This window comes from uncultured Salinisphaera sp. (assembly GCF_964012375.1).
In the GTDB taxonomy this organism is placed as follows: Bacteria; Pseudomonadota; Gammaproteobacteria; order Nevskiales; family Salinisphaeraceae; genus Salinisphaera.
In genome coordinates, this window is record NZ_CAXGSH010000059.1 from 1 (window position 1) to 23,833 (window position 23,833).

19 protein-coding genes are annotated in these 23,833 nt (G+C 63.1%); 9 read left to right on the forward strand and 10 right to left on the reverse strand.

Features of this window, described 5'->3' with window-relative positions:
- The 3 genes from ABNU97_RS11280 to ABNU97_RS11290 all read left to right on the forward strand — a co-directional run.
- Positions 1-1,118, forward strand: a 1,118-nt coding sequence (locus ABNU97_RS11280) for a phosphoenolpyruvate carboxykinase (ATP) (protein ID WP_348766808.1), incomplete at its 5' end; no start/stop codon positions are given.
- 473 nt (positions 1,119-1,591) lie between these two features.
- Positions 1,592-2,587, forward strand: coding sequence for a putative solute-binding protein (locus ABNU97_RS11285; protein ID WP_348766809.1), 996 nt, complete (start codon positions 1,592-1,594; stop codon positions 2,585-2,587).
- Between the two features lie 14 nt (positions 2,588-2,601).
- Entirely contained in the window at positions 2,602-3,168 is a 567-nt protein-coding gene (locus ABNU97_RS11290; RefSeq protein WP_348766810.1) for a helix-turn-helix transcriptional regulator, read from the forward strand.
- A gap of 508 nt (positions 3,169-3,676) precedes the next feature.
- Here the strand turns inward: ABNU97_RS11290 and ABNU97_RS11295 are convergent.
- From ABNU97_RS11295 to ABNU97_RS11305, 3 genes are all read right to left on the reverse strand, one after another.
- A complete protein-coding gene (locus ABNU97_RS11295; protein WP_348766811.1) occupies positions 3,677-4,540 on the reverse strand; it encodes an FKBP-type peptidyl-prolyl cis-trans isomerase in 864 nt (287 codons plus the stop codon).
- A gap of 78 nt (positions 4,541-4,618) precedes the next feature.
- Entirely contained in the window at positions 4,619-5,965 is a 1,347-nt protein-coding gene (locus tag ABNU97_RS11300; protein ID WP_348766812.1) for an MFS transporter, read from the reverse strand.
- 312 nt (positions 5,966-6,277) lie between these two features.
- Complete coding sequence (locus tag ABNU97_RS11305) at positions 6,278-7,486, reverse strand: argininosuccinate synthase (RefSeq protein ID WP_348766813.1); 1,209 nt, start codon at positions 7,484-7,486, stop codon at positions 6,278-6,280.
- 341 nt (positions 7,487-7,827) lie between these two features.
- Between ABNU97_RS11305 and rnt the strand changes: the two genes are divergently transcribed.
- Both rnt and ABNU97_RS11315 read left to right on the forward strand, forming a co-directional pair.
- Entirely contained in the window at positions 7,828-8,484 is a 657-nt protein-coding gene (gene rnt / locus ABNU97_RS11310; RefSeq protein WP_348766814.1) for a ribonuclease T, read from the forward strand.
- Between the two features lie 153 nt (positions 8,485-8,637).
- A complete protein-coding gene (locus tag ABNU97_RS11315) occupies positions 8,638-9,459 on the forward strand; it encodes a lysophospholipid acyltransferase family protein (protein ID WP_348766815.1) in 822 nt (273 codons plus the stop codon).
- Here ABNU97_RS11315 and phaZ read toward each other — a convergent pair.
- The 3 genes from phaZ to ABNU97_RS11330 all read right to left on the reverse strand — a co-directional run bounded on the left by phaZ (position 9,413) and on the right by ABNU97_RS11330 (position 13,035).
- On the reverse strand, positions 9,413-10,396 hold the full coding sequence (gene phaZ, locus ABNU97_RS11320; RefSeq protein ID WP_348766816.1) for a poly(3-hydroxyalkanoate) depolymerase: 984 nt from the start codon (positions 10,394-10,396) through the stop codon (positions 9,413-9,415). The two genes, ABNU97_RS11315 and phaZ, sit on opposite strands and share 47 nt — an antisense overlap.
- Before the next feature lie 100 nt (positions 10,397-10,496).
- A complete protein-coding gene (locus ABNU97_RS11325) occupies positions 10,497-11,345 on the reverse strand; it encodes an alpha/beta hydrolase (protein ID WP_348766817.1) in 849 nt (282 codons plus the stop codon).
- Positions 11,329-13,035, reverse strand: a complete 1,707-nt coding sequence (locus ABNU97_RS11330; protein ID WP_348766818.1) for an alpha/beta fold hydrolase — start codon at positions 13,033-13,035, stop codon at positions 11,329-11,331. The genes ABNU97_RS11325 and ABNU97_RS11330 overlap by 17 nt, the downstream gene beginning before the upstream one ends.
- A 144-nt stretch (positions 13,036-13,179) precedes the next feature.
- Between ABNU97_RS11330 and ABNU97_RS11335 the strand changes: the two genes are divergently transcribed.
- From ABNU97_RS11335 to ABNU97_RS11345, 3 genes are all read left to right on the forward strand, one after another.
- Entirely contained in the window at positions 13,180-14,553 is a 1,374-nt protein-coding gene (locus tag ABNU97_RS11335) for a YihY/virulence factor BrkB family protein (RefSeq protein WP_348766819.1), read from the forward strand.
- A gap of 39 nt (positions 14,554-14,592) precedes the next feature.
- Positions 14,593-16,248 (forward strand): AMP-binding protein, encoded by a 1,656-nt coding sequence (locus ABNU97_RS11340; RefSeq protein WP_348766820.1) that lies wholly within the window; start codon positions 14,593-14,595, stop codon positions 16,246-16,248.
- Between the two features lie 133 nt (positions 16,249-16,381).
- Positions 16,382-18,040, forward strand: coding sequence for an AMP-binding protein (locus tag ABNU97_RS11345; protein WP_348766821.1), 1,659 nt, complete (start codon positions 16,382-16,384; stop codon positions 18,038-18,040).
- A gap of 527 nt (positions 18,041-18,567) precedes the next feature.
- Here the strand turns inward: ABNU97_RS11345 and ABNU97_RS11350 are convergent.
- The 4 genes from ABNU97_RS11350 to minC are packed head-to-tail and all read right to left on the reverse strand — an operon-like array spanning position 18,568 to position 22,077.
- Positions 18,568-20,199 carry a choline dehydrogenase gene (locus tag ABNU97_RS11350; protein WP_348766822.1) on the reverse strand — a complete coding sequence of 544 codons (1,632 nt, stop codon included), beginning with the start codon at positions 20,197-20,199 and terminating at the stop codon, positions 18,568-18,570.
- Between the two features lie 36 nt (positions 20,200-20,235).
- A complete protein-coding gene (gene minE / locus ABNU97_RS11355; protein ID WP_348766823.1) occupies positions 20,236-20,502 on the reverse strand; it encodes a cell division topological specificity factor MinE in 267 nt (88 codons plus the stop codon).
- Between the two features lie 6 nt (positions 20,503-20,508).
- Positions 20,509-21,315: a septum site-determining protein MinD gene (minD, locus tag ABNU97_RS11360; RefSeq protein ID WP_348766824.1), complete on the reverse strand. Its 807-nt coding sequence runs from the start codon at positions 21,313-21,315 to the stop codon at positions 20,509-20,511.
- Between the two features lie 3 nt (positions 21,316-21,318).
- Positions 21,319-22,077, reverse strand: a complete 759-nt coding sequence (gene minC / locus ABNU97_RS11365; RefSeq protein WP_348766825.1) for a septum site-determining protein MinC — start codon at positions 22,075-22,077, stop codon at positions 21,319-21,321.
- 406 nt (positions 22,078-22,483) lie between these two features.
- Here minC and ABNU97_RS11370 point away from each other — a divergent pair.
- The coding region (locus tag ABNU97_RS11370; RefSeq protein ID WP_348766826.1) for a circularly permuted type 2 ATP-grasp protein at positions 22,484-23,833 on the forward strand (1,350 nt) is incomplete at its 3' end.

The following is a 23,833-nucleotide window of genomic DNA, read 5'->3' on the forward strand; positions in this document are numbered from 1 at the left end:
ACCCGGCCCGCGACGGCACCAAGTCCAACCGCGCGGTGATCATCGATATCCGCAATCGCATCGGTCTGGTACTGGGCCGGGCCGACTATTGCGGCGTGGTCAAGAAGACCATGTTCACGGTCATGAACTACCTGTTGCCGGAAATGGGCGAAATGCCCATGCACTGCTCGGCCAACGTGGGCGCACGCGGCGACGGCGCGATCCTGTTCGGCCTGTCCGGCACCGGCAAGACGACCCTCTCCGCCGACCCGAATCGCGAGCTGATCGGCGACGACGAACATGCCTGGACCGAAGACGGCGTATCCAATTTCGAAGGCGGCTGCTACGCCAAGCTCATCGATCTCGACAAGGACGCGGAGCCGGTGATCGCCGGCGCGCTGTCCACCCCGGGCTGCATCATCGAGAACGTGCCGCCGCTGCCCGGCAAGGCCTTGGCCGACACCGATCCGCAGGATCTCGACCTGACCGACGGCTCGATCACCGAAAACACGCGCCTATCCTATCCGCTGTCGGCCAACCCGAACGTCGCCGACGGCGCGCGCGGCCCGCATCCGGAAACCATCGTACTGCTGACCGCCGATGCCTTTGGCGTACTGCCGCCGGTGTCGCTGCTGGATACGAAGGACGTGATGTATCACTTCGTATCGGGCTTCACCTCCAAACTCGCCGGTACGGAAGTCGGTGTCACCGAGCCCAAGGCCGCATTCTCCGCCTGCTTCGGCGCGCCCTTCATGTCGCAGAAACCGTCGGTCTATGCCGAAATCCTGGCCGAGAAGATGCGCACCCACAAGGCCCGCTGCATTCTGCTCAACACCGGCTGGTCCGGCGGTCCGCACGGCGTGGGCAAGCGTATTTCCATCAAGCATACGCGCGCCCTGCTCAACGCCGCGCTCGCCGGCGATCTCGATCCGGAGAACACCGAGTACGAGAACCATCCGATCTTCAATCTCGCCATGCCCACGCAGTGCCCGGGCGTACCCAGCGATATCCTGAACCCGCGCAACACCTGGGAAGACAAGGCAGCCTACGACAAGCAGGCCGAAATGCTGCGCGACATGTTCCGCGAAAATTACCAGGCCAAGGGTTTCGACCAGCTCGGTATCGAAGCAGCCATGTAATGCGTAGTCGCGGCCCGCTCGGGCCGCGACCACTGGCGCGCCGAGGCCGTCTTCGCGGCGCGGCGATCGCTCAGCGGGTACGAACTAGCGGGTACGTATCAGGGCCTGTGAACGCAATCGAAATTGTCGCGTCGCGGGCCTCTTTCGTGCAAGACAATGCGCGAGCTGCAACGCCGGGTCGCGCGCCCTGAATCATCAGGCACGGGCCCGCGTACAAACGACGTGCGTTCGAAAATCCACCATGCGGCACTGCGTCTCGGTCGGTGGTTCACCCAACATCTGCCCTCGCGCCTAGCCTGGCGAATTCCTCGCAACGCGACGATTGGCGGTCGCTTTAACAGGCCCCAGAACGCATCAGCCAACGATGTGAACAGTTGTTGACTTGGGCTCGTTTCAACTCTAATGTGTACAACTGTTCACATAGAGACTTAACGTATCCGATGAAACGATTCGTTGTTCGTGGCCTTTTCGCCATGTGTGTTCTTGCATGCACACAGGCGTTCGCTCAGGCTCAGCCGAGCCGTGTGGCCTGTGTGTTCGACCCGGTCGGGGCCGATGGCTTCGTCTACGAGCTGTTCACCGACTATGCGGTCGCGGCCCGGGACTGGGGCTACGCCCTCCAGGCCCGCGCGTATACCGACGAAACCGTGGCCGCCAACGATTTCAAGGCCGGCAAATGCGACATGGTCGTAATCTCCGGCGTGCGGACCCGATCGCTGGTGCCCTTTGCCGGCAGCCTCGACATGGCCGGCGGCCTGCAAAGCTACGATTCGCTGCGTCGTGCCATCAAGGCCATGGCAGCGCCCAAAGCGGCGCCCCTCATGCAGGCCAATGGTAACGAAGTGGTCGGCGTCGTGCCGCTGGGCAAGGTGTTTCTGTTTGCCCGCGATCGCAGCAATCTGGAAAGCCTCGACCGGCTGGCCGGTAAGCGCATCGCCATTCTTTCCTACGATCGCGCCTCGCGCCGCGTGGTGGAAGCGGTCGGCGCGTCCCCCGTGCCTGCGGATATCGCCTCGCTCGGCCCGCTGTTCAACAACGGCAGCGCCGATATGACCTATGCGCCGGCCATCGCCTACGAGCCGCTCGAGCTCGAGCACGGCATTACGCCCGATGGTGGTATTGCCAACTTCGTGCTCGGCATGCTGTCCGGCCAGATCGTCGTGCACCAGGACCGTTTTGACCCGGATTTCGGGCCGCGCTCGCGTAGCTGGGTCGCCAATACCCTCTCCTCGCGCATGATCGAGCGTCTGGAAAAGGCCGAAGCGCGTTTGCCCTACGACCGCTGGGTGGTTATCGAACCCGAGCGTGCCGAGCGCTACCGGCAAATGTTTCGGGACGTGCGCCAGCGGCTCTGGCAGGAGCAATGGTACAGCCACCGCATGCAGCGTCTGCTCAAGAAGCTTCGCTGTAACGAACACCACGAGCTGGCTGAATGCAGCCTCGATACGGAAGGCGGACCCGTCTACTAAACGCGATTGTCGCGATGAAGAAGAGTATATCCCTCGATCCAGGGCGCATTCGGCATTGGCGCGAACAGCGTGGCTTGACCCAGCAGGCCCTCGGCGATGCCGTGCTTGCATCCGCGAAACCGGCGTCGCGACTGCGGCGCATCCAGGCCTGGGAACGCAACGGCCGGGTCTGGGATCGACTCGTGGATGCGCTCACGCGGGCCCTCGATGTCGGCATCGACGATCTGAAGGCGTCGAATGCCGATATCGCCGGACTATGGCTGTGCTGGAGCGGCCCTGCGCGTCCACCGGCCGCCGCCGTGCTGCGCTCCAGCTTGCACCAGGCTTTCGACGAAGTGCATCAACGGATCGAACACGCCTGCGATCCGCGCGAGCGCCTGCGGGCGGCGCTTTTTCATACCGGCACGGTGTTTCGTATTGAACTGACGGCCCCCGATACGACCGACGGGCCCGCACCCACGCCAATGTTCGTACAGGCGGTGCGCTGGCACACGCGCCACGGACTGTTATGGCGGCGGCCCACCGCGCTAGAGCGCAACAACCTGCAACGCCTTTTCGATAGCCGCGTCGAACGTTCCTAGGGAAGCTCTGCACCGCGGCGTCTTTTCACCCGGCCATCAAGCCATTGAAAAAACGACGCACATGCGCCGGCGTGTCTTTCGATGGCGTGGAAAACGACGAACGCAGTCAGCCGTTCCGGGCCCGGACCAGGGCCTGTTACGGCGAGCGAAATCGCCGCCCCGTCTCTCATTTCCGTGCAAGACAATGCGCGCTGCGCGTGGTGTCGCTTTGCGACACGCGCGAGCTGCCATACCGGGTCGCGCACCTTAATAATCACGCATGGGCGCGTCCCGACGGGATGCGTTCGAAAAATCCACGATGCAGCGTTGCGCACCGTGCATTGGGCTCACCGAACGTCTCTGCTCGCGCCTTGCCGGGCGAATTTCTGGAAGGCAACGCGACGATTGGCGCTAGCGTTAACGGGCCCCAACAATTCGCCATCCCGCGTGGTTCTACGCACAAAAAAAGCCGCCGGCACGATTGCCGGCGGCTTCGTTATCTGCGGCCGATAGGCCGCCCGCTCACGCGTTACGAGTTGGTATCGGCGTCGGCGTTGGCGTCGGGCTGGGCTTTGCCCTGTCCGCTGCCCGCGCTATCGTCGCCTTCGCCGCCGCCTACCTTGAGCAGCTCGACGTCGAAGATCAGCGTCTCGTTCGGGCCGATCTGAGCGCCCGCGCCGCGTTCGCCGTAGGCGAGCTTGGCCGGAATATAGAGCTCGTACTTGGCGCCCTGCTTCATCAGCTGCAGCGCTTCGGTCCAGCCGGGGATGACCGCATCCACCGGAAAGGTCACCGGCTCGCCGCGTTCGCGCGAGCTATCGAAGACCGTGCCGTCGATGAGCTTGCCCGTGTAGTGCACGGTCACGCTGTCATCCGCGCTCGGCGTGGGGCCGTCCCCTTCTTCGAGCACCTTGTACTGCAGACCGCTATCGGTGGTCTTGACTCCGTCCTTGTCCTTGTTCTCGGCCAGGAACTTCTTTCCCTTTTCGAGGTTGTTCTGTGCCTGCTCGCTGGCCTTCTGCTGCTGTGCGGCCTCCATCTCCTTGACGAAGCTCTGCATAACGCTATCGAGCTCGTCCTGGCTCAGGCGCGTTTCCTTGCCGCTGACCACGTCGCTTACGCCCTCGGAGAGCTCGTCGACCTGGATATCCACCGGCAGCTCCTTGAGCGAATTGCCGATATCCATGCCCAGCGCATAGCTGCGACGCGCCTTGTCGCTGTCGAAATCGCCGGCCTTGTCGCTGTTGGCGGCGCTATCGCCACCCTCGGCGCTGGCGGCGCTGTCGTTACCGTTGGAGGCACCTGCGTCGGCCGACGCGTTATCGGCGTCCGACTGGTTACCGCATGCCGTAAGCGCGAACAGGCACGCCAACAAAGCCATATATCGTTTCATTGAAATCATCCATGTCCAATTCTGGAAACCGCAAGCCTACGCTAAAGGCCCCAAGAGAAAAAGTCGCTTTTATCTGGCTCAAACGCCCGGACGACCGGCGTTTCCAGCCGACTCGCCGCCGCTTGGCTCGGGTGGCGCATCGGTCGCGTCACGCGTCGCATGCAACTCGTCGAATACATGCGGCGTCTCCATATAGAGGTCGTGACGCGGATCGAGTTCCAGAATCGCCGGACTGGTATTCGCCGCCACGATGGTCACGAAACGGCTCTGCTCGGCCACCGCCACCGACGGCGTGGTAAAGCCACGCCAGAATACGAACAGCGAAAAAAGCGCGAAAACGCCGGCCAGAAACACGAACAGCCCCGGCGGGCCCAGGGCCTGCATGGCCAGTGCACCCGCCACCGGGCCGATACAGGTGCCCACGCCATAGGCCAGCAGCAGCCCGGCGCTGGCCGCGATCGGGTCGCCGCTGTCCATATAGTCGTTGATCATCGACAGGCTGACCGGATAGAGACAGGCCGCCAGGCCGAACAAGGGCGCGGTCGCGATATAGAGCAGCCGCATATCGGTGGCGCCGGCGACCGCGGCCACGATACCGGCCGCCGTCGCAATACAACTGACCACGGCAATGGTCAGACGCCGATCAAAATGGTCGGACAAACGGCCCACCGGCCATTGCACGACCATGGTGGCCACCACCGCGAACGCCATGTAGCGCGAAACCTCCGACAGACTCATGCCGATATCGCTCGCATACACCGGTGCGAGCGTACTGAAGCCGGCCACCAGCGCGCCGCCGGCGATGCCGCCCAGCAGGCCACTGGGCGACAACGCATAGAGCTGGCGAAACCTCAGCCGGGTAGCGGCATCCGGCGCCGGCGCTTCCGAGCGGGTCAACGCCAAGGGCACCAGCGACATCACGATAAGAATGGCCACGATGGTATAGATCGGGTAGTCGTCGGTTTCACCCAGCGACACCAGATACTGGCCGAGCGCGGCGGCAAAGAAGAACACGACCTGATAGATGCCCAGCAGCGCCCCGCGAATCGCGTGCGTGGCACGCCCGGAAATCCAGCTTTCCAGCACCATGATCAGCCCGGCCGCACAGAAGCCGACCAGCACACGCAATACCGCCCAGAGTGCGCCGTCGAAAAACAGCGGGTGGATCAGCGAAGCCGAACAGGCCACGGCCGCAAAGGCCGCAAACGAACGTACCTGCCCCACGCGCCGCACGAGCCGCGTCGCGAACAGCGAACCGATGACGAAGCCAACGCTGTGACAGCCCAGAATGAGGCCGATCTGTAGCGTGGACAGCTGATCGGAGCCGAGCTCGACGGCCACGACCGTGGTCAGCAGCGACGTGCCGGCAATGAACAGGGTAAGGCTGGCAAACATCGCCGCCAGCGAGATGACCACCTGGCCCATGGGGTGCGCTCTTGTAGTGAAAACCGATGCGATAGCCGCATCCATCCGTGTGGCGCGCGCTATTCTAATAGCGGCGCCCGTGCTCCGATAGCGCATGGCGCGATACATGACGTCGCCGGCCAGACGCACCATTACTGGCGCACATCCATCGCCCTTCAAGCCCGGCTCTACGGACTCGAACTCTCGAGGCGAAATCGGTACTGGCCTGTCGAGCTACAAATAACGGCCAAAAGTAACCGCCCTTGCGCGGATCGGGCAAAAAAAACGCGCCGTTGAAAACGACGCGTTTCTTATTGCCGGCGTTCGCCGCTCTTATCGCTGGCGATGCCCCAGGCGCAGCCGCAGCGCGTTCAGACGAATGAAGCCGGCGGCATCCTTCTGATCGTAGGCGCCGCGATCATCCTCGAACGTGGCGATCGCCTCGTCGAACAGGCTGTCGCTTTCCGAGGCACGGCCCACGATGGATACGCTGCCCTTGTAGAGCTTCACCCGCACCGTGCCGTTGACGTGCGCCTGCGATCTGTCGATCGCGGCCTGCAGCATCTCGCGCTCCGGCGAGAACCAGTAGCCGTTGTAGATGAGCTTGGCATAGCGCGGCATCAGCTCGTCCTTGAGGTGGGCCGCTTCGCGATCCAGCGTAATCGACTCGATCGCGCGGTGCGCACGCAGCATGACCGTGCCGCCGGGCGTTTCGTAGCAGCCCCGTGACTTCATGCCGACATAGCGGTTTTCCACGATATCGATTCGGCCGATGCCATGAGCGCCCGCCAGTTCGTTGAGCCGTGCGAGCACCTGGTAAGGCGTCAACCGTTCGCCGTCGATGGCCACGATATCGCCTTTTTCGTAGGTGAGATCGATTTCCTGGGGCGCGTCGGGCGCTTCTTCCGGTGCCACGCTCCATTCCCACATGGAATCCTCGGCGGGCGTCCACGGGTCTTCGAGCACCCCGCCCTCGTAGGAGATATGCAGCGCGTTGGCGTCGGTGGAATACGGCGACCCCCCGTCCGCCTTCTTGCGGATGTCGATGCCGTTTTCCTCGGCATAGGCGAGCAGCTTCTCCCGCGAATTCAAATCCCACTCGCGCCACGGCGCGATCACCTTGATGCCCGGCATCAGAGCATAGGCCGACAATTCGAAGCGCACCTGATCGTTGCCCTTGCCGGTAGCGCCGTGGGCGATCGCATCGGCGCCGGTTTCACGCGCGATCTCGACCAGCCGCTTGGAGATCAGCGGCCGCGCGATCGAGGTACCAAGCAGGTATTCGCCCTCGTAGATCGCATTGGCCCGAAACATCGGGTAGACGAAATCGCGCACGAACTCTTCGCGCAGATCGTCGATGAAGACTTCCCGCACCCCGAGCTTCTCGGCCTTGGGGCGGACCTCATCGAGTTCTTCGCCCTGGCCGATATCGGCGGTAAAGGTCACGACTTCGCAGTCGTACTCGTCCTGAAGCCATTTCAGGATGACCGAGGTATCCAGGCCGCCGGAATAGGCCAGCACTACTTTATTGACGTCGCTCATAGGCTTGGTGTTTGGCTGTTCGCAATGAATGGCGTAGCAAGCCGCGCATTATACGCACGCCGAGCGCCACAGCCATCGGCGCATGGGCGCGCAGGCAGGGCGTGACGCCGCGATATCGCTCCGGCTGCCGGCCGGCAGGAATTGCCGTTTGCGCTCTCATACCGGCGCCGCAGGGCGCGATCTGCGGCCCAACCCGAGGCAGCGGGGATTATTTTGCGACAACCGCTGTTGCAGCGCGCCGGCGCGCAATGCCCGGGCGGCACGCCATATCTCTGGCCCTGCCGGGTGAACATGCTGCGCGCGGACTCGCATGAAACGTCAACAGGGCCTACTATCGCGCCATGACAGATATCCAATCTTCCGAATCCGCGCTGCCGATGATGGCGCAACGCTTTCGCGGCTTTTTGCCGGTCGTCGTCGACGTGGAAACGGGCGGCTTCAACAATGCCACCGATGCCCTGCTCGAAATCGCCGCAGTCACGGTCGACTTCAATGCCGACGGCGAACTCGAATTGCGCGAATCGGTGTCGTATCACGTCGAGCCTTTCGAGGGCGCCAACATCGAGCCAGCGTCACTCGAGGTCAACGGTATCGATCCGCACCATCCGCTGCGCCCCGCGCTACCCGAGCGTGAAGCGCTGGCACGCGTATTCCGGGTGGTGCGCACCATGGTCAAGGAAGCAGGCTGCAAACGCGCCGTGCTGGTCGGCCACAACGCGCATTTCGATCTGGGCTTTCTGAATGCGGCCATCGCCCGCACCGGCATCAAGCGCAGCCCGTTCCATCCCTTTTCCTGTTTCGACACGGCCACGCTCGCCGGCGTTGCGCTGGGCCAGACCGTGCTGCGACGCGCGGCGACCGCGGCCGGCATGAGCTGGGATAACGACGCCGCGCATTCGGCGCGCTACGACACCGAGCAAACGGCGCGGCTTTTTTGCACTATCGTCAATCGCTTCCGCCCGATCTACGAAAATATCCCGCCCCTGCCCCAGGACTGAGAGCCGAGCGCCCGGCGGAACGCTCTTTGAGCTCTCGGCGGCGACATCGCCGCGGCCGCACGGCCGTGGATAGCGAACAGGATTGTTAAAAAATCGCTTTCCCGACCGCGCACTTGCCGACACCCGGCCAAGCGGCTAACTTGTGCCCGCGATATGGCTGACTCTTCATTTTCTGCTGCCCCGCGTCCGCTGATGGGACGCTTCGGCATGTGTCTCAAGGCAGCGCGCCTGATCGGCTTGCTGCTGCTGGGCATCGTGTTGCTGCCCTGCGTGCCGTTGATTGGCAAACGCTCCTGGAAACTGGTGCGCTGGTGGCACGGCCGCATGCTGCGCGTATTACACGTAGGCCTGGAAATCGACGGCGAGCTGCCCGCCGGACCGGTGCTGATCGTGGCCAATCACTGCTCGTGGCTGGATATCATCGTACTCGGCCACGCATTCAATGCCTCGTTCGTATCCAAGGCCGAGATCGGCGGCTGGCCGCTCGTGGGCGCGTTCGCCCGTGCAGCCGGCACCCTGTTTCTAAGCCGCGGCGCGGGCAAGACCTCCGAAACCTCGGAAAAGATCCGTTCTGTACTCGATGCCGGCCGCTCGGTTCTGTTCTTCCCCGAAGGCACCACCACGGCCGACCCGATGCCGCGTCGTTTTCATGCGCGCCTGTTCGCGGCCGCCATCGAGGGCGAATACCCGGTGCTGCCGGTGGCGCTGCGCTACTGCGACGACACCACGCCGGCGGATATGCACCACGCGCTCGCGCCGTGGGTGGACGAGGCGGCGCTTGGCCCGCATTTCAAGGATCTGTTCCGGGTCCACGATATGCGTGCCCAGGTGCGCCTGTGTGCCCCGATCGACCCGCGCGGCTACGATCGCCGCAGTCTGGCCGAGGCCAGCTATCTGGCGATAAGCCATCGCCAGTCGATGGCCGCGATCAGGGCTCAGCGTCGGGCAGTGTCCGGGTCGCGCTCAGCGGCTTGAGGGTGCCGTCCGGCGGCAGGTTCTGGGCGGCGAAGTAGTCCTGGCCATCGCTGCCGTCATAGCGGCGCTCGTTGATGAAGCGCTTGATCACGGCCGCGCTTTCGTTCGCGCGCACCAGCAGAAACAAATGCCCGCCGCCGCGCACGATGTGCAGATAGGACTTGGGGATGAGCCAGTAGAGCAATCGGATATTGACCAGCGGCATGACCGGGTCGTCGTCACCGCCCATGATCAGCGTCGGGCAGCGCAGCCGATGCAGGCGATGCACGCTGGTCCACCCCAGGCCGGCGATCAGCTGATTGAGGTAACCGCGCGTCGAGGGATCGGGCGAAAAGTGGCCGTTGCGTTCCAGCAGTTCCGGGCGACGCCGCATCAATCCGCCATAGAGCGTGGGCGCGAGCTGGGCCAGATTTTCGTTCTTTTGGAAGCGGCGGGCGTTGGTCAGGCGCTTGAGCACGTTCGAGCGCGCGGGCAACGCCAGCATGCCGGGCGATGTGGCCGCCAGAATCAGCCGGTTGGTGCGCTCGGGGAAGTCCAGCGCGAACTGCTGCGCCAGCGCCCCACCCCAGGAGACCCCGGCGATATTGATCGGCGAGTCGTAGCCTAGCCGGTCGAGCAGCCGGGCGGACAGACGCGCCAGCCAGCGAAACCGGTGCGGCACGGTCAACGCCGGGGAATCACCGGCACCGGGCACGTCGAATACGATGACTTCCACATCGTCGAGCGCGTTGACCAGCGGTAACGTCATGTCGAGATTGGCGCCGATACCGTTGAATACCAGCATCGGCCGGCCGCGACCTCGGCGTACGCCCACGCGCAGCTCGACCCCGTCGACGTCGATCGACTCGACCTGCATGCGCGTGCGCCGGCGCAGGACGCTCAAATTGGGCGGTAGACTGCGACGGGGCGAGTTTTTATCAGCGGCCACTGCGCTCATGATGCCCCCTCGAAAGCGCGAATAACATGTCGCGAAGCGACGCGCTCGATTCTACGACTTTTGCCGCAGCGCAACAAAAATTGCAGAGGCATGTCGTAATTCAAAACGTACTATTTTGATCGGCGGCGCTGATCGCAACCTTAGCCTCGAGAAACTCGTCGAGCATGCGAACCACGTCTTCCGTGCGTTCGAGCACGAACCAGTGGCCACCGCCGCGAATGATCTCCAGGCGTGCCTGTGGCAACAATAAAGCCAGTACCCGCGCGTTGACCGTGGGCACGATGGAATCGTCGTCCCCGGCGAGCACGAGGGTCGGTATGTTCAAGCGATGCAGCCAGGTGAGGCTACTGAAGCCGGTCAGCGCATATATCTGCGCGGCATAACCGCGCCGCGTCGGCGCAGTGGCACGGCGAAATGCGGTCGCGATCTGTCTGCATTCATCGTTGCGGCGTCCGCCGAACACGATTCTTGCCTGCTCCCCGTCGGGCGCAACCCGGCCAAGCGCACCCGGGCGGGCCAGACGAACCAGACTGGCCAGGCGGCCGGGAAACATCAGCTGACCGCTTGCCGTCGCCGCCAGCACGAGTCTTCGTACCCGATCGCCCTGCGACTGTGCGAACTGCTGCGCCAGCAGCCCGCCCCAGCCGATGCCCATGACGTCGACGGGCTCGGTCAGGCCGTAGTGATCGAGCAGTTTCGCGAGCAGTGCTGCCAGTGCCGGCATGCGGCGCATGCGCACCACCTCCGCCGAGGTGCCCACGCCGGGCAGGTCGAAACGCAGCACCGGCCGCCCCAGGGCGGTCGCGAATTCGTCGAGTATGTCGAGGTTGGCTACGAAATCGTTGCACAACAGCAAGGGCACGCCGCGCCCCGAAACGAACGCGGTATGCAGGCGCTCGCCGTCGAGCGCCACATGTTCGATATGCGCCGGCTCAGATCTGGCGGACATAGCGCCCCGGGGCCGGCTCGATCGGCTCATGGGTGTCGTTGCCGTAGACCGTGGGCGCGTCGACGCGCGCTCCCCCATGGCATTCGGCCCAGCGTACCCAGGCCGGCCACCACGAACCGGCCTGTTCGCGCGCGCCGCGGCGCCAGGCCGCGGGGTCGAGGCTGTAATCGTCGTTGACGTAAAACCGCATGCTGTCGTCGTCCGGCGGACATAGTATCGACTGGACATGGCCGGCCGAACCGAGCACGAAACGCATGTTGGTACGAAACATCTGCATCGAGCGGTAGCAGGCCTGCCAGGGCGTGATGTGGTCGCGCGCACCGGCCACCACGAATACATCGCGATCGATGGCCGCGATATCGAGCGTTGTACCGTCGATCGCAAAATCGCTGCCGCGACGCAGCAGGTTGCGCCGGTAGATCATGAGCAGATCGGCATGCAGCGCAGCGGGCAGGCGCGTGGTATCGCTGTTCCAGTAGAGCACGTCGAACGCCGGCGGCTCGTTGCCGAGCACATAGTTATTGACCACGAAGTGCCAGATGAGATCGTTCGGGCGTAGCCAGGCAAAGGTGCGGGCCATATCGGCACCGTCGAGCACACCGGTAAAGCGTGAGCGCGCAAGCGCAGCGGTCACGGCCGCGTCGTCGGCCACGCGTGCCAGCCGTCGGCCGCGCGGCGAATCGAGCATGGTGACGAACAGCGACAGGCAGGACACTTTCTCCTGCTCGCCGCGTCCGGCCAGCCAGGCCAACGTCACGGCCGCGGTCAGGCCGCCGGCACAGGCACCCATGAGCTTGACCGGCTGCTCGGCACAGATGCCGCGTACGATATCGATCGCCTCGGCAGTGGCCCGCACGTAGGCAGCCAGGTCCCAGTCGCTCTGGGTGGCGGTTGGGTTGCGCCAGGAGATGGCGAACATCTGCTGGCCGCAGTCGAGCGCATGGCGCACGAAGCTCTTTTCGGGCGACAGGTCGATTACGTAGTACTTGTTGATCTGCGGCGGGCAGAACAAAACGGGCTGGGCATCGACCCGAGCGGTACGCGGGCTGTACTGGATCAGCTCGAAAATCTCGTTGCGAAACACCACGGCGCCTTCGGTCGCGGCGATATTGCGTCCGACGCGAAAGGCGCTCGCGTCGACCTGGCGCGGCAGGCCGCGATTGGTACGAATATCTTCGAGCAGGTGTCGAATACCGCGCAGGATGGACAGCCCGCGCGTCTGCGCGGCCGCGTCGTAGAAGCCCGGGTGCGTCGCAAACAGATTGGTTGGTGCGCCGGCGGCCACCAGATGCTCGGCCACGAACAGCAGACGACGACGTTGATCGGCACCAATGCGCAGACCGTGGACGAGCTCCAGCAGCGCGCTCGACCAGGCCAGATAGCCCTGCAACAGGCGCCGAAACGCGGGGTTCTCCTGCCAGGCGACATGGGTGAAACGCCGATCGTCCGGCGCCGGGCGCAGCTTCGATCGACCGGCGGCGATACGCGTCATCTCCAGCGATAGCGACGCCTGTGCGCGTGCAAGTGCGATCGGATGCAAGGCCAGCACCCGCAGCAGCTCGCCGCCGGACGACAGCGCTTCGCCCCAGCGCGAGCCGACGAACGCCTGCGCCCCGTTGAGATCACGCAGGGCCCGCGGCGAACTATCGCTGGCACGGGTGATATCGGTATCGAAAGCGGTTGCGTTCATAAGAAAACGGCTCCAAAGCATGTTCGCGGTATGCCACATGCCGCTTCACGCCGCAGCGTCGACGGCGTCTCACAGGCCGATGCGAGCGCGAGCGCTGGAGAGGGTTACAATGCCTACGGACCGCCACCCAAGGCAACTCGCCCTATGCTGACCCGGATTCGCAACCGCTTCAACGAGGCCATATGGCAGCCCGAGCTCGATGAGTTGGCTGCGCCGAAACGCTGGGGCGTGACCGCCGTGCGCATCGTCCAGATCCTGGTGCGCGACTTCCAGAACGGTGAAATCACGCTGCGGGCCATGGGGCTGGTCTATACCACCCTGCTGTCGCTGGTGCCCCTGCTCGCGCTGGCCTTTTCCATGCTCAAGGCTTTTGGGGTGGACAACGCGCTGCGCCCGGTGCTGCATCGTTTCCTGGCCCCGCTCGGGAGCCAGGCCGACGAAATCATCGACAAGGTCGTCGGCTTCGTCGAAAACGTGCAGGTCGGCGTGCTCGGCGCCATCGGCGTGGTGCTGCTGATGTATTCGGTGGTCTCGCTCATCCAGAAGGTCGAGTCCGGCTGCAACTACATCTGGCAGGTCAGAAAGATGCGCTCGCTCGGGCGTCGTTTCACCGAATACCTGAGCATTCTCATCGTGGGGCCGATCGTGGTGCTTGCCGCGAGCAGCATGACCGCTTCGCTGACCAGCAATACGGTCGTCGAATATCTGAGCACGATCGAACCTTTCGGCACGTCGCTTTATGTCGCCGGTCGGATGGTGCCCTACGTGCTCTACAGCATCGGCTTCACGCTGCTCTATACGTTCATGCCCAATACCAAGGTGCATTGGCTGCCGGCCATCGGCGGCGGCGTATTTGCGGGCGTACTCTGGCAGAGCGCCAGCCTGGGCTTTGCCGTGTTCGCCTCCAACTCCAGCAACTACAACGCCATTTACTCGAGCTTCGCGATCCTGATCCTGTTGCTGGTCTGGCTGTACGTGTCGTGGCTGATCATGATGCTGGGCTGTCGCGTGGCGTTTCTGCTCCAGCATCCGGAACAGCTTACCCGCGAGCCCTACCCGCCGCGCCTGGGCGGCGCCGACCGAGAGCGCATCGCGCTTTTATTGATGGGCCTGATCGGCTACAACTTCATGCATGCCAATCCGCCGTGGCAAATCGCGCGGCTCGCACGGTATCTGCGCGTGGCCCCCGATCATATCTATTCGATCGTCGACCAGTTGGTGGCAGCCAACATGCTCATCGAAAGCGGGGACACCACGATCACGCTGCTGCCACGCCAGGATATCGAGTCGCTCAAGGTCGACGATATTCTGGCTGCGGCACGCAGCGGCGATGTGAATGCGGCGCCCACGCCACGCGACGACCGACTGCATCGTGAGGTAGAGGGCTGGATTTCGCGTAGTCTTGAGGCTAGAACACAGGTGTTCGAACAACTGTCGCTGCGGGACCTGGTGCGTGCCAGCATGCGCGCACCCGGTCGCGAAGCGACAGAACACAGGGGGAGGCAGCCGGCGGTCTAATCAAGACGCCGGCCATACCAGACGCCAGAGGGAGGGCATATGGACAAGAACTGGTTCGAAAACTATCCGATCGGGGTCAAGCAGGATATTGACGCCAGCGCATTCGATTCGCTGGCCCACATCATCGAGCATAGCTGCAGGCAGTACGGCGACCGCGCCGCCTTTTCCAACATGGGTCAAACGCTGACCTATACGGCTATGGAGGCCAAGTCCCGGGCTTTTGCCGCCTATCTGCAGCAGACGCTGGGCATGCGGCGCGGCGAGCGTATCGCCATCATGATGCCCAACTGCCTGCAGTACGCCACCGCCCTGTTCGGCGCGCTGCGCGCCGGCCTCGTGGTGGTCAACATCAACCCGCTCTACACCGCGCGCGAGCTCGAGCACCAGCTCAAGGACGCCGAGGTACGCACCCTCGTGGTGATGGAGAATTTCGCCGCGACGCTGGAAAAGATCTACGACGAGGTGCCGGTCGAAACCGTCATCACCACCCAGCTCGGCGATATGCTCTCGCCGATAAAACGCGCCCTGACCAACTTCGTGGTCAAGCGCGTGAAGAAGATGGTGCCCGACTGGAACCTGCCCGGCGCCACCGACTTCAATACGGCTCTCAGCGCCGGACAGTCGCAGCAGTTCGAGCCGGTGGAACTGGGCGGCGACGACCTGGCTTTCTTGCAGTACACCGGCGGCACCACCGGCCCGGCCAAGGGCGCCATGCTCAGCCACGCCAACGTGGTGGCCAACGTGTTGCAGTGCCAGGAATGGTTCAAGCCGGAAATGAGCGACGACGGCGAGCTCATCATCACCGCCCTGCCGATGTATCACATCTTCGCGCTCACGGTGAACACGCTGGTGTATTTCTCCGTGGGCGGGCAGAACGTGCTGATCACCAACCCGCGCGACATGCCCGGCTTCGTGAAGACGCTCAAGCAGTACCCGTTCACGGCGATCACCGGGGTGAACACGCTCTACAACGGCCTGCTCAATACCGAGGGCTTCGCGGACCTGGATTTTTCCACCCTGAAGTTCTCCATGTCCGGCGGCATGGCCACGCAGGAACCGGTGGCTCAGCGCTGGGCACAGGTGACCGGCAAGCCCATCATCGAAGGCTACGGACTGTCTGAAACCTCGCCGGTGGTCACCTGCAACCCCCTGGACATCCGCGAGTTCAATCACTCCATCGGGCTGCCCCTGCCCTCGACCGAGGTCGATATCCGCGACGACGACGGGCGCAGCCTGGACGTGGGCGAACCCGGCGAACTCTGCGTGCGCGGCCCGCAGGTCATGGCCGGCTACTGGCGCAAGGACGACGTCAACGCGGAAGCATTCACCGACGACGGCTTCTTCAGAACCGGGGATATTGCTCGCCAGGACAACCAGGGCCGGTTCTATATCGTCGACCGCAAGAAAGACATGATTCTGGTGTCGGGCTTCAACGTCTATCCCAACGAGATCGAGGATGTGGTGGCCGGCCACCCGGATATTCTGGAAGCGGCCGCCGTCGGCGTCCCCGACGAGAAATCCGGCGAAGCCGTGAAACTGTTCGTGGTGAAAAAGCGGGCCGACCTGAGCCTGGACTCGGTACGCGAGTACTGCCGTGAGAACCTGACCGCCTACAAGGTACCCAAGCACTACGAGTTCATCGACGAAGTGCCCAAGTCCAACGTCGGCAAGATACTGCGCAAGGAATTGCGTTAAAAGCAGTAAAAACGCAGCGATCGCGCCGCGATAATGCATTCGGCAATGCATTCGCGGCGCGACTGCGATACCTTAGATTCCATCCGCGTGCTAGCGCGCGCCGATGAATATTGCCGTTCCATGAGGAGAATTCGTGAATAAAATCTGGCTGGACCGCTACCCGGAAGGCGTTGCCGCGGAGATCGACGTCGAATCGAGCCAAACCCTGGTTGACCTGATCGAAGAAGGCTGTCGCGAGTTCAACTCCGCCGTTGCCTTCAGCAACATGGACTGCGAGCTCACCTATGCGGACGTCGAGTCCCGCAGCCGCGATTTCGCGGCCTATCTGCAGAACGAGCTCGGTTTTTCCAAGGGCGATCGCGTCGCGATCATGATGCCCAACCTCCTGCAGTACCCGATCGCGCTGTTCGGCATCCTGCGCGCGGGCATGGTGGCGGTCAACGTCAACCCGCTCTATACGGCGCGTGAACTCGAGCACCAACTGTCGGACTCCGGCGCGCGCGCTATCGTGATCGTCGAGAACTTTGCCGCCACGCTAGAGCAAGTGGTCGACAAGGTGCCGTTGGAGGCGGTCATCACCACGCAGATTGGCGACTGCCTGCCTACCGTGAAGGGCGCGATCGTCAACTTCGTGGTCAAACGCGTCAAACGCATGGTGCCCAGCTTCAAGCTGCCGGGCGCGATCAAGTTCAACGACACCCTCGGCAAGGGCGCCAAGCAAACGTTCAAGCCCGCCAGCGTCAAACCCGACGATATCGCGTTCCTGCAGTACACCGGCGGCACCACTGGCCTGGCCAAGGGCGCCGTGCTGCTGCATCGAAACATGGTCGCCAATATCGCCCAGGCACAGACCTGGCTCGACCCTTGGACCGATCCGGGCAAGGAAGTGATCATCACGCCGCTGCCGCTCTACCATGTGTTCGCGCTGATGGCGAACTGCCTGGTGTTCTTTCAGCAGGGCGGCAAGAACGTGCTGATTACCAACCCGCGCGATATCCCGGCGCTGGTCAAGGAATTCGAAAAACACAGCCCGACCGCCTTTACCGGCGTGAACACCCTGTTCAACGCTCTGGTCAACGACGACGGTTTCGCCAAGCTCGACTTTTCCAAGCTCAAGATCACGCTGGGCGGCGGTGCCGCCGTACAGCGCGCGGTGGCCGAAAAGTGGAAGAAGATCACCGGCATTCCGCTCATCGAGGCCTACGGGCTGACCGAAGCCTCGCCTGCGGTGTGTATCAATCCGCTGGATCTGGACGACTACAACGGCTCCATCGGCCTGCCCGTGCCCTCCACCGAAGTCTCGATTCGCGACGACGACGGTAACGAAGTGGGCGCCGGCGAGCCGGGCGAGCTGTGTGTAAAAGGCCCGCAGGTCATGGCCGGCTACTGGAACAAGCCGGAGGAGAACGAAAAGACCTTCTTCGGCGAACACCTGCGTACCGGCGACGTGGCCAATTACGACGAGCAGGGCTTTTTCTATATCGTCGATCGCAAGAAGGACATGATTCTGGTGTCCGGCTTCAACGTTTATCCCAACGAGATCGAAGACGTCGTGGCCCAGCACCCCAAGGTGCTGGAAGCCGCCTGCATCGGCGTGGAAAACGAAAAGACCGGCGAGGCCGTGAAGGTCTTCGTGGTCAAGAAGGACGACAGCCTGACCGAGAACGAACTCATCGAGTTCTGTCGCAAGGAGCTGACCGGCTACAAGGTCCCCAAACAGGTTGCGTTCATCGACGAGCTGCCGAAATCGAACGTCGGCAAGATCCTGCGCAAGGACTTGCGCGACCGTTAAGATACTCGGGCTGCCGCGTGCCGGCGGCCCCGCTGTCGATCAGGCTGCCGTGCGTTACGCGCCGGCGGCCTTTTTTTGTCGCGACACCGGCAACGCCAGTGGCAACGACGCGCCACGCTCCCGGCCCATCGATAGATGCCTGTCCGGGTAAGACGCTCGCGTATGTAGACATGCCCGCCGCAGCGCGTGAACGCGAAACCGTCGAATACAACCGGGCAAGCCAACTCTTCGGGTACCGGACTATTTTATCGATCCGGTAACAAAATCGATGACTTTTCCTGATTGGTAGCGCTCGTGTGCGAAAGCACGCGCGCCACAGCCAACGGCCGTGAAACCATTGGAACAAACGACGGACAGGTGCCGGCGTTTGTTTTTCGATGCGTTGAAAACAGCCACGCGGCCGGCTGGGTTAGTGCCCGATCAATAGTATCGTGTCAGCACCCACCAAACCGTGACGTAATCGGCCGCCCCACGCCCCAGCGCGGGTCGACGCCAAGCCGAACCCGGGCCAATCAGGGCCGCCGTGCTCAGGCCGTGAGGCGATCCTCGCGGATCATATCGGCGGCTTTTTCCGCGATCGCGGTCGTGGGCGCATTCGTGTTGCCGCCAACCAGAGTGGGCATGATCGAGGCATCGACCACGCGCAGTCCCTGCATGCCGTGTACCCGCAGGCGATCATCCACGACCGCTTCATCGTCGTGCCCCATCTTGCAGGTGCCCACCGGGTGGTAGATCGTTTCGGCGCGATCACGTACGAACGCCTCGATCTCGGCATCGTCGTCGACCTTTTCGCCCGGTTCGAGCTCGCGATCGCGGTGGCTACCCAGAGGCTCGGCGCGCATGATCCGCCGGCCGAGCCTGACTGCTTTGACCAACTGGGCGAGATCGTCCGGATGATCGAGATAGTTGGGATCGATCAACGCATCATCCATGGGGTCGGCGCTTTTCAGGCCGATATGGCCACGCGACTTCGGCCGCAGGTCGCACACCCGAAGCGTATAGCCGTAGTGCTTGATCGTGTTCCAGAGATTGTGGCCGTGATCCTGCTCGATAGTGGCGATGAAGTGCAGCTGCAGATCCGCGCGCTCTTGGCTGTCGTCGCTGCGCGCGAAGCCGCCGGACTCTGCTACGTTGCTCGCCAGCTGGCCACGGCCGTGTACGAAGTACTGATAAACCGCGACAGGCCCATCGACCAAGAGGAACTTCGGCCCGAGGCGCAGGCTGAGTTTCGTTTTCTCGATATCGATAATGCTGACGTCGAGATGATCCTGCAGATTCCGGCCCACGCCCTTGAGCTCGTGAGCCAGCGGAATCCCGTGCGGTTCGATTTCGGACTTCGGGCCGATACCCGAAAGCAGCAACAGCTGCGGCGAATTGATCGCACCGCCGCAGAGCAATACTTCCTGCTTCGCCCGCAGCGAACGATCGCCGCCGAACCAGCCCTTTTTGTATGTCACGCCGACCGCGCGCTTGCCTTCGAGCAGGATCTTCTTCGCCCGCGCCCGCGTGATCACCGTAAGGTTCTTGCGATCGGCGACCGGGTGCAAGAACGCGTCGGCGTTACTGCAACGACGCCCGTTGTTCTGGGCCACGCTGTAGAGACCCACCCCTTCTTCGGTCGCGCCGCCGAAATCGTCGTTGCGCGGCAGACCACAGGCCTGGGCGGCTTCGATGAAGGCATGATTGAGCGGATTGACGTGGCGCGGCGCGCTTACACAATAAGTGCCGTCGCTGCCGTGATACTCGCTCGCGCCGGCCTCGAATTTCTCCGAACGGCGAAAATAACCGAGCATCTCATCGAAGCCCCAGCCACGGTTCCCCAGCTCTGCCCAGTGGTCGTAATCCCAAGCGTTGCCGCGGGTATAGCACTGTGCGTTGATCGAACTGGAACCGCCCAGCGTCTTGCCGCGCGGCCAGAACATCTCGCGCGAATTCATGTGCTTCTGGGGCGCGGTGTAATAGGCCCAGTTGAACATCTTCGACCACATCAGGCCGATGATGCCAATAGGGATATGAATCAGCGGGTTCCAGTCCGCCGGCCCGGCCTCGAGCATGCACACCGAGACATCGGGATCGGCGCTGAGCCGATTGGCCAGAACACAGCCGGCAGAGCCGCCGCCCACGATAATATAATCGAACTCCTGCTCTTTCGTGGGCATGCGGCTCCTCCGGCGGCTTTGGTTTGTCGTTATGGTCTAGTGACGGGCGTCGTCGGGCAGTGTGATATTGAGTTCGAGGACTTCGAGGTCGCCCTCGCGCTCGATTTCCATCTGCACCGCGTCGTCGCCCACCTGAACATACTTGCGCAGAACCGCCAGCAGATCCTGCTGCAACTGCGGGAAATACGCCGGATGATCGCCGCCGCCACTGCGTCGGTGTGCGACAACCACCTGCAAGCGCTCCTTGGCGGTTTGTGCCGAGGTCTTCTTGTCGTTGCTACGAAATACGTCGAGCCAACCCATGGTCCGTTACCTCCCCATCAGCCGGTCGAGAAACTTCTTCTTGGCCTCGGTGAAACGCATCGGCCGATTTTCACCCAGGAATCGTGCGACCAGGTCCAGATACGCCTGGCCGGCATCGGCGTTGTCTTCCATGGCCACCGGCGTGCCCGAGTTCGATGCATTGAGCACCTTCTCGGATTCCGGGATTACGCCCAGCAGCGGAATACCCAGAATATCGTTGATATCGTCCAGCGAAAGCATTTCGCCCTTGCCCACGCGGCTGGCCGCATAGCGGGTGACCACCAGATGCTCCTTGACCGGCTCGCCGCCTTCCTTGGCCCGCTTGGTCTTGGACGAAAGCATGCCCAGCACGCGGTCCGAGTCGCGCACCGACGACACTTCGGGGTTGGTCACCACCAGCGCTTCGTCGGCAAAATACATCGCCATGATCGCGCCGGTTTCGATGCCGGCCGGCGAGTCGCAGATGATGTAGTCGAAATCTTCGGCCAGCTTGTTGAGCGTGCGCTCGACGCCTTCCTGATTCAGCGCATCCTTGTCGCGCGTCTGCGACGCGGCCAGGATGTAGAGATTCTCGTGCCGCTTGTCACGGATCAGCGCCTGCTTGAGGTTGGCCTCACCGCTGATGACGTTGATGAAATCGAACACCACCCGGCGTTCGCAGCCCATGATCAGATCGAGGTTGCGCAGACCGACATCGAAGTCGATGACCACGGTCTTGTTTCCCCGCATGGCAAGGCCGGCCGCAAAAGAAGCGGCGGTAGTGGTCTTGCCGACCCCGCCCTTGCCGGACGTGACGACGATGATCTTTGCCACTCTTTACTCCTGCAATTCGATGCTCAAGTTATCGTTGTCCAGGCGAACCGCTACGGCCCTGGAACGTACACCCTCTTCAATCGCATCGGCGACTTTATAGCAGCCAGCGATGGCGATCAGATCCGGTTCGAAGCGCCGACAGTAGATTCGTGCTTCTGTATCGCCGGTCGCGCCGGCCAGTGCACGGCCGCGCAGCGCCCCGTAAATATGAATATGCCCGTCAGCCAGAACTTCGGCGCCTTCCGATACCGATGTCGCAATCACCAGATCGCCGCCGCGTGCATAAATCTGCTGGCCCGAGCGTACCGGCTTGGTCACCAGCCGCGTGGGCGTGCGCGGCGGCTGTTCGCGGCGCACCGGTTCGCCTGCGTCCTGCGCGTCGGCCGCCGGCTCTGCGGCTGACTCACCGCTCGGCTCGGCTTCGGTGGCGGCCTTGGCCGCCCCGCGCGCTGGCGAGTCCATGGTGGCCATGTCTGCCGCTTGCGCGGCCTCGCGCGCCTGCGGGCCGGGGTCGAGCACGCCGACCGGAATCATGCCCGCCTCGCGAATGATGGCGCTCAACGCGGCCAGATCGGGCACGCTTTCCGGCAGCGACAGCAATACCGGCATACGCTCGAAAAAACCGGGCGCCCGCGCCATTTGTGCGTCAATCTGTTCGGCAATACGTGTACTGTCGGTCTCGCGAATCTCAAGAACCGTGAGGGTCATCATACGACCCTTGAACACGACGCCGGCACCGGCTGCGGTTGTTGTATCCGCCATGCCCGAATAACTCCCGAAAACAAGCCGGGGAGTCTAGCACGCTGTTTAAGGAATCTCTGCATAACCTCTTGCGGCTCGCGTTCGAGCCCTCAACTGCGTTGCGCCACGGCGTGCGAGCGCCGCATCTGCGTTGTGGGCAGATCAAGCTCGGCAACGCGGTCGTACCACTTTCGAGGCCAAACGCCTTCGAGGCCCGGGCTTTGCGCGACCACGACAGGTTTTGCAGAGATTCCTCAGGGCCTGTCGTCGCGGGATATACATCGCATTGCCCGCGCCGGGCGTGTCAGGCAAGACGCGGGCCGCCGATGCGACGGCTTATCTCGTGACGACAGGCTAAGCATTTCGGTCTGTGTCTTGCATGGAAATACGTGGCGCGCGTTGTTTCGCCGATAGGAAGCATCTACTCATGAATGACTTGTGGCGTGATTATCGAAGCCCGGGCTTTTTCGACGAAGCCTTTGACGATACCGGGCAACCACGGCACGCCGCCGAGGCGCTGGTGCGCTATCTCGGCGAATTCGGCCGCGACGAGCTGGAGACCCGGCGCGCGGCCGCCGATCTGGCGATCAAGTCGATGGGCATCACGTTTACGGTGTACTCCGACGCGGGGATGATCGACCGCGCCTGGCCTTTCGACGTCCTGCCGCGCACGATCCCCAAGCAAGAATGGGATCGGGTGCGCGAAGGCCTGCAGCAGCGCGTGACCGCGCTGAACATGTTCGTCGCCGATCTCTATGCCGATCAGCGGATCGTCGCCGACGGCGTGTTCCCCCGCGAGGTGCTCGCACAGTCGGTCAATTTCCGTCCCGAGTGCGTGGGTATGCGTCCGCCCGGCGATATCTGGGCGCATATCTGCGGCTCGGACCTGGTACGCGACGGCGCCGGCGATATCTATGTGCTCGAGGACAACCTGCGGGTGCCTTCGGGCGTGTCCTATATGGTCGAGAACCGGCTGGTTTCCAAGCGCGTGTTTCCGGAACTGTTTGCCCAGCATCACATCCTGCCGGTGGATGATTACGCCAGCGAGCTGCTGGATTCGCTCAATGCCCTGTCTCCGCGTCAGGACGTAACGCCGAATGTAGTGGTGCTGACCCCTGGCGTATTCAATTCCGCCTTCTTCGAGCACGTCTGGCTGGCCGGCCAGATGGGCGCCGAACTGGTTCAGGGCAGCGACCTGTTCGTGGGCAACGACGACTGCGTGTATGCGCGCAAGATCGACGGCCCGCAGCGCGTGGACGTGATCTATCGCCGCGTGGACGACGCCTTCATCGACCCCGAGGTTTTCCGGGCCGACTCCCTGCTCGGCACGCCGGGGCTGATGCGTGCCTGGCGGGCCGGCAAGGTCGCAATCGCCAACGCCCCGGGGGCAGGCGTGGCCGACGACAAGGTGGTCTATGCCTTCGTGCCACAGATCATCCGCTATTACCTCGACCAGGATGCAAAGCTGGCGAACGTGCCTTCGTGGCTGTGCATGAACGACAGCCATCGCGAGCACGTGCTTGCGAATCTCGACTCTCTGGTGGTCAAGCCGGCCAACGAATCCGGCGGTTATGGCATGCTCATCGGCCCGCGGTCGAGCGCGGCCGAACGCAAGCAGTTCGCGGATCTGATCCAGCGCAACCCGCGCAACTACATCGCCCAGCCCACGCTCGCCCTGTCCACCGTGCCCACGCTCGTCGAAGGCCGCGCCCGGCCGCGCCATGTCGACCTGCGGCCGTTCATCGTCTCGCGGCCGAACGACGACGCCTTCGTGACC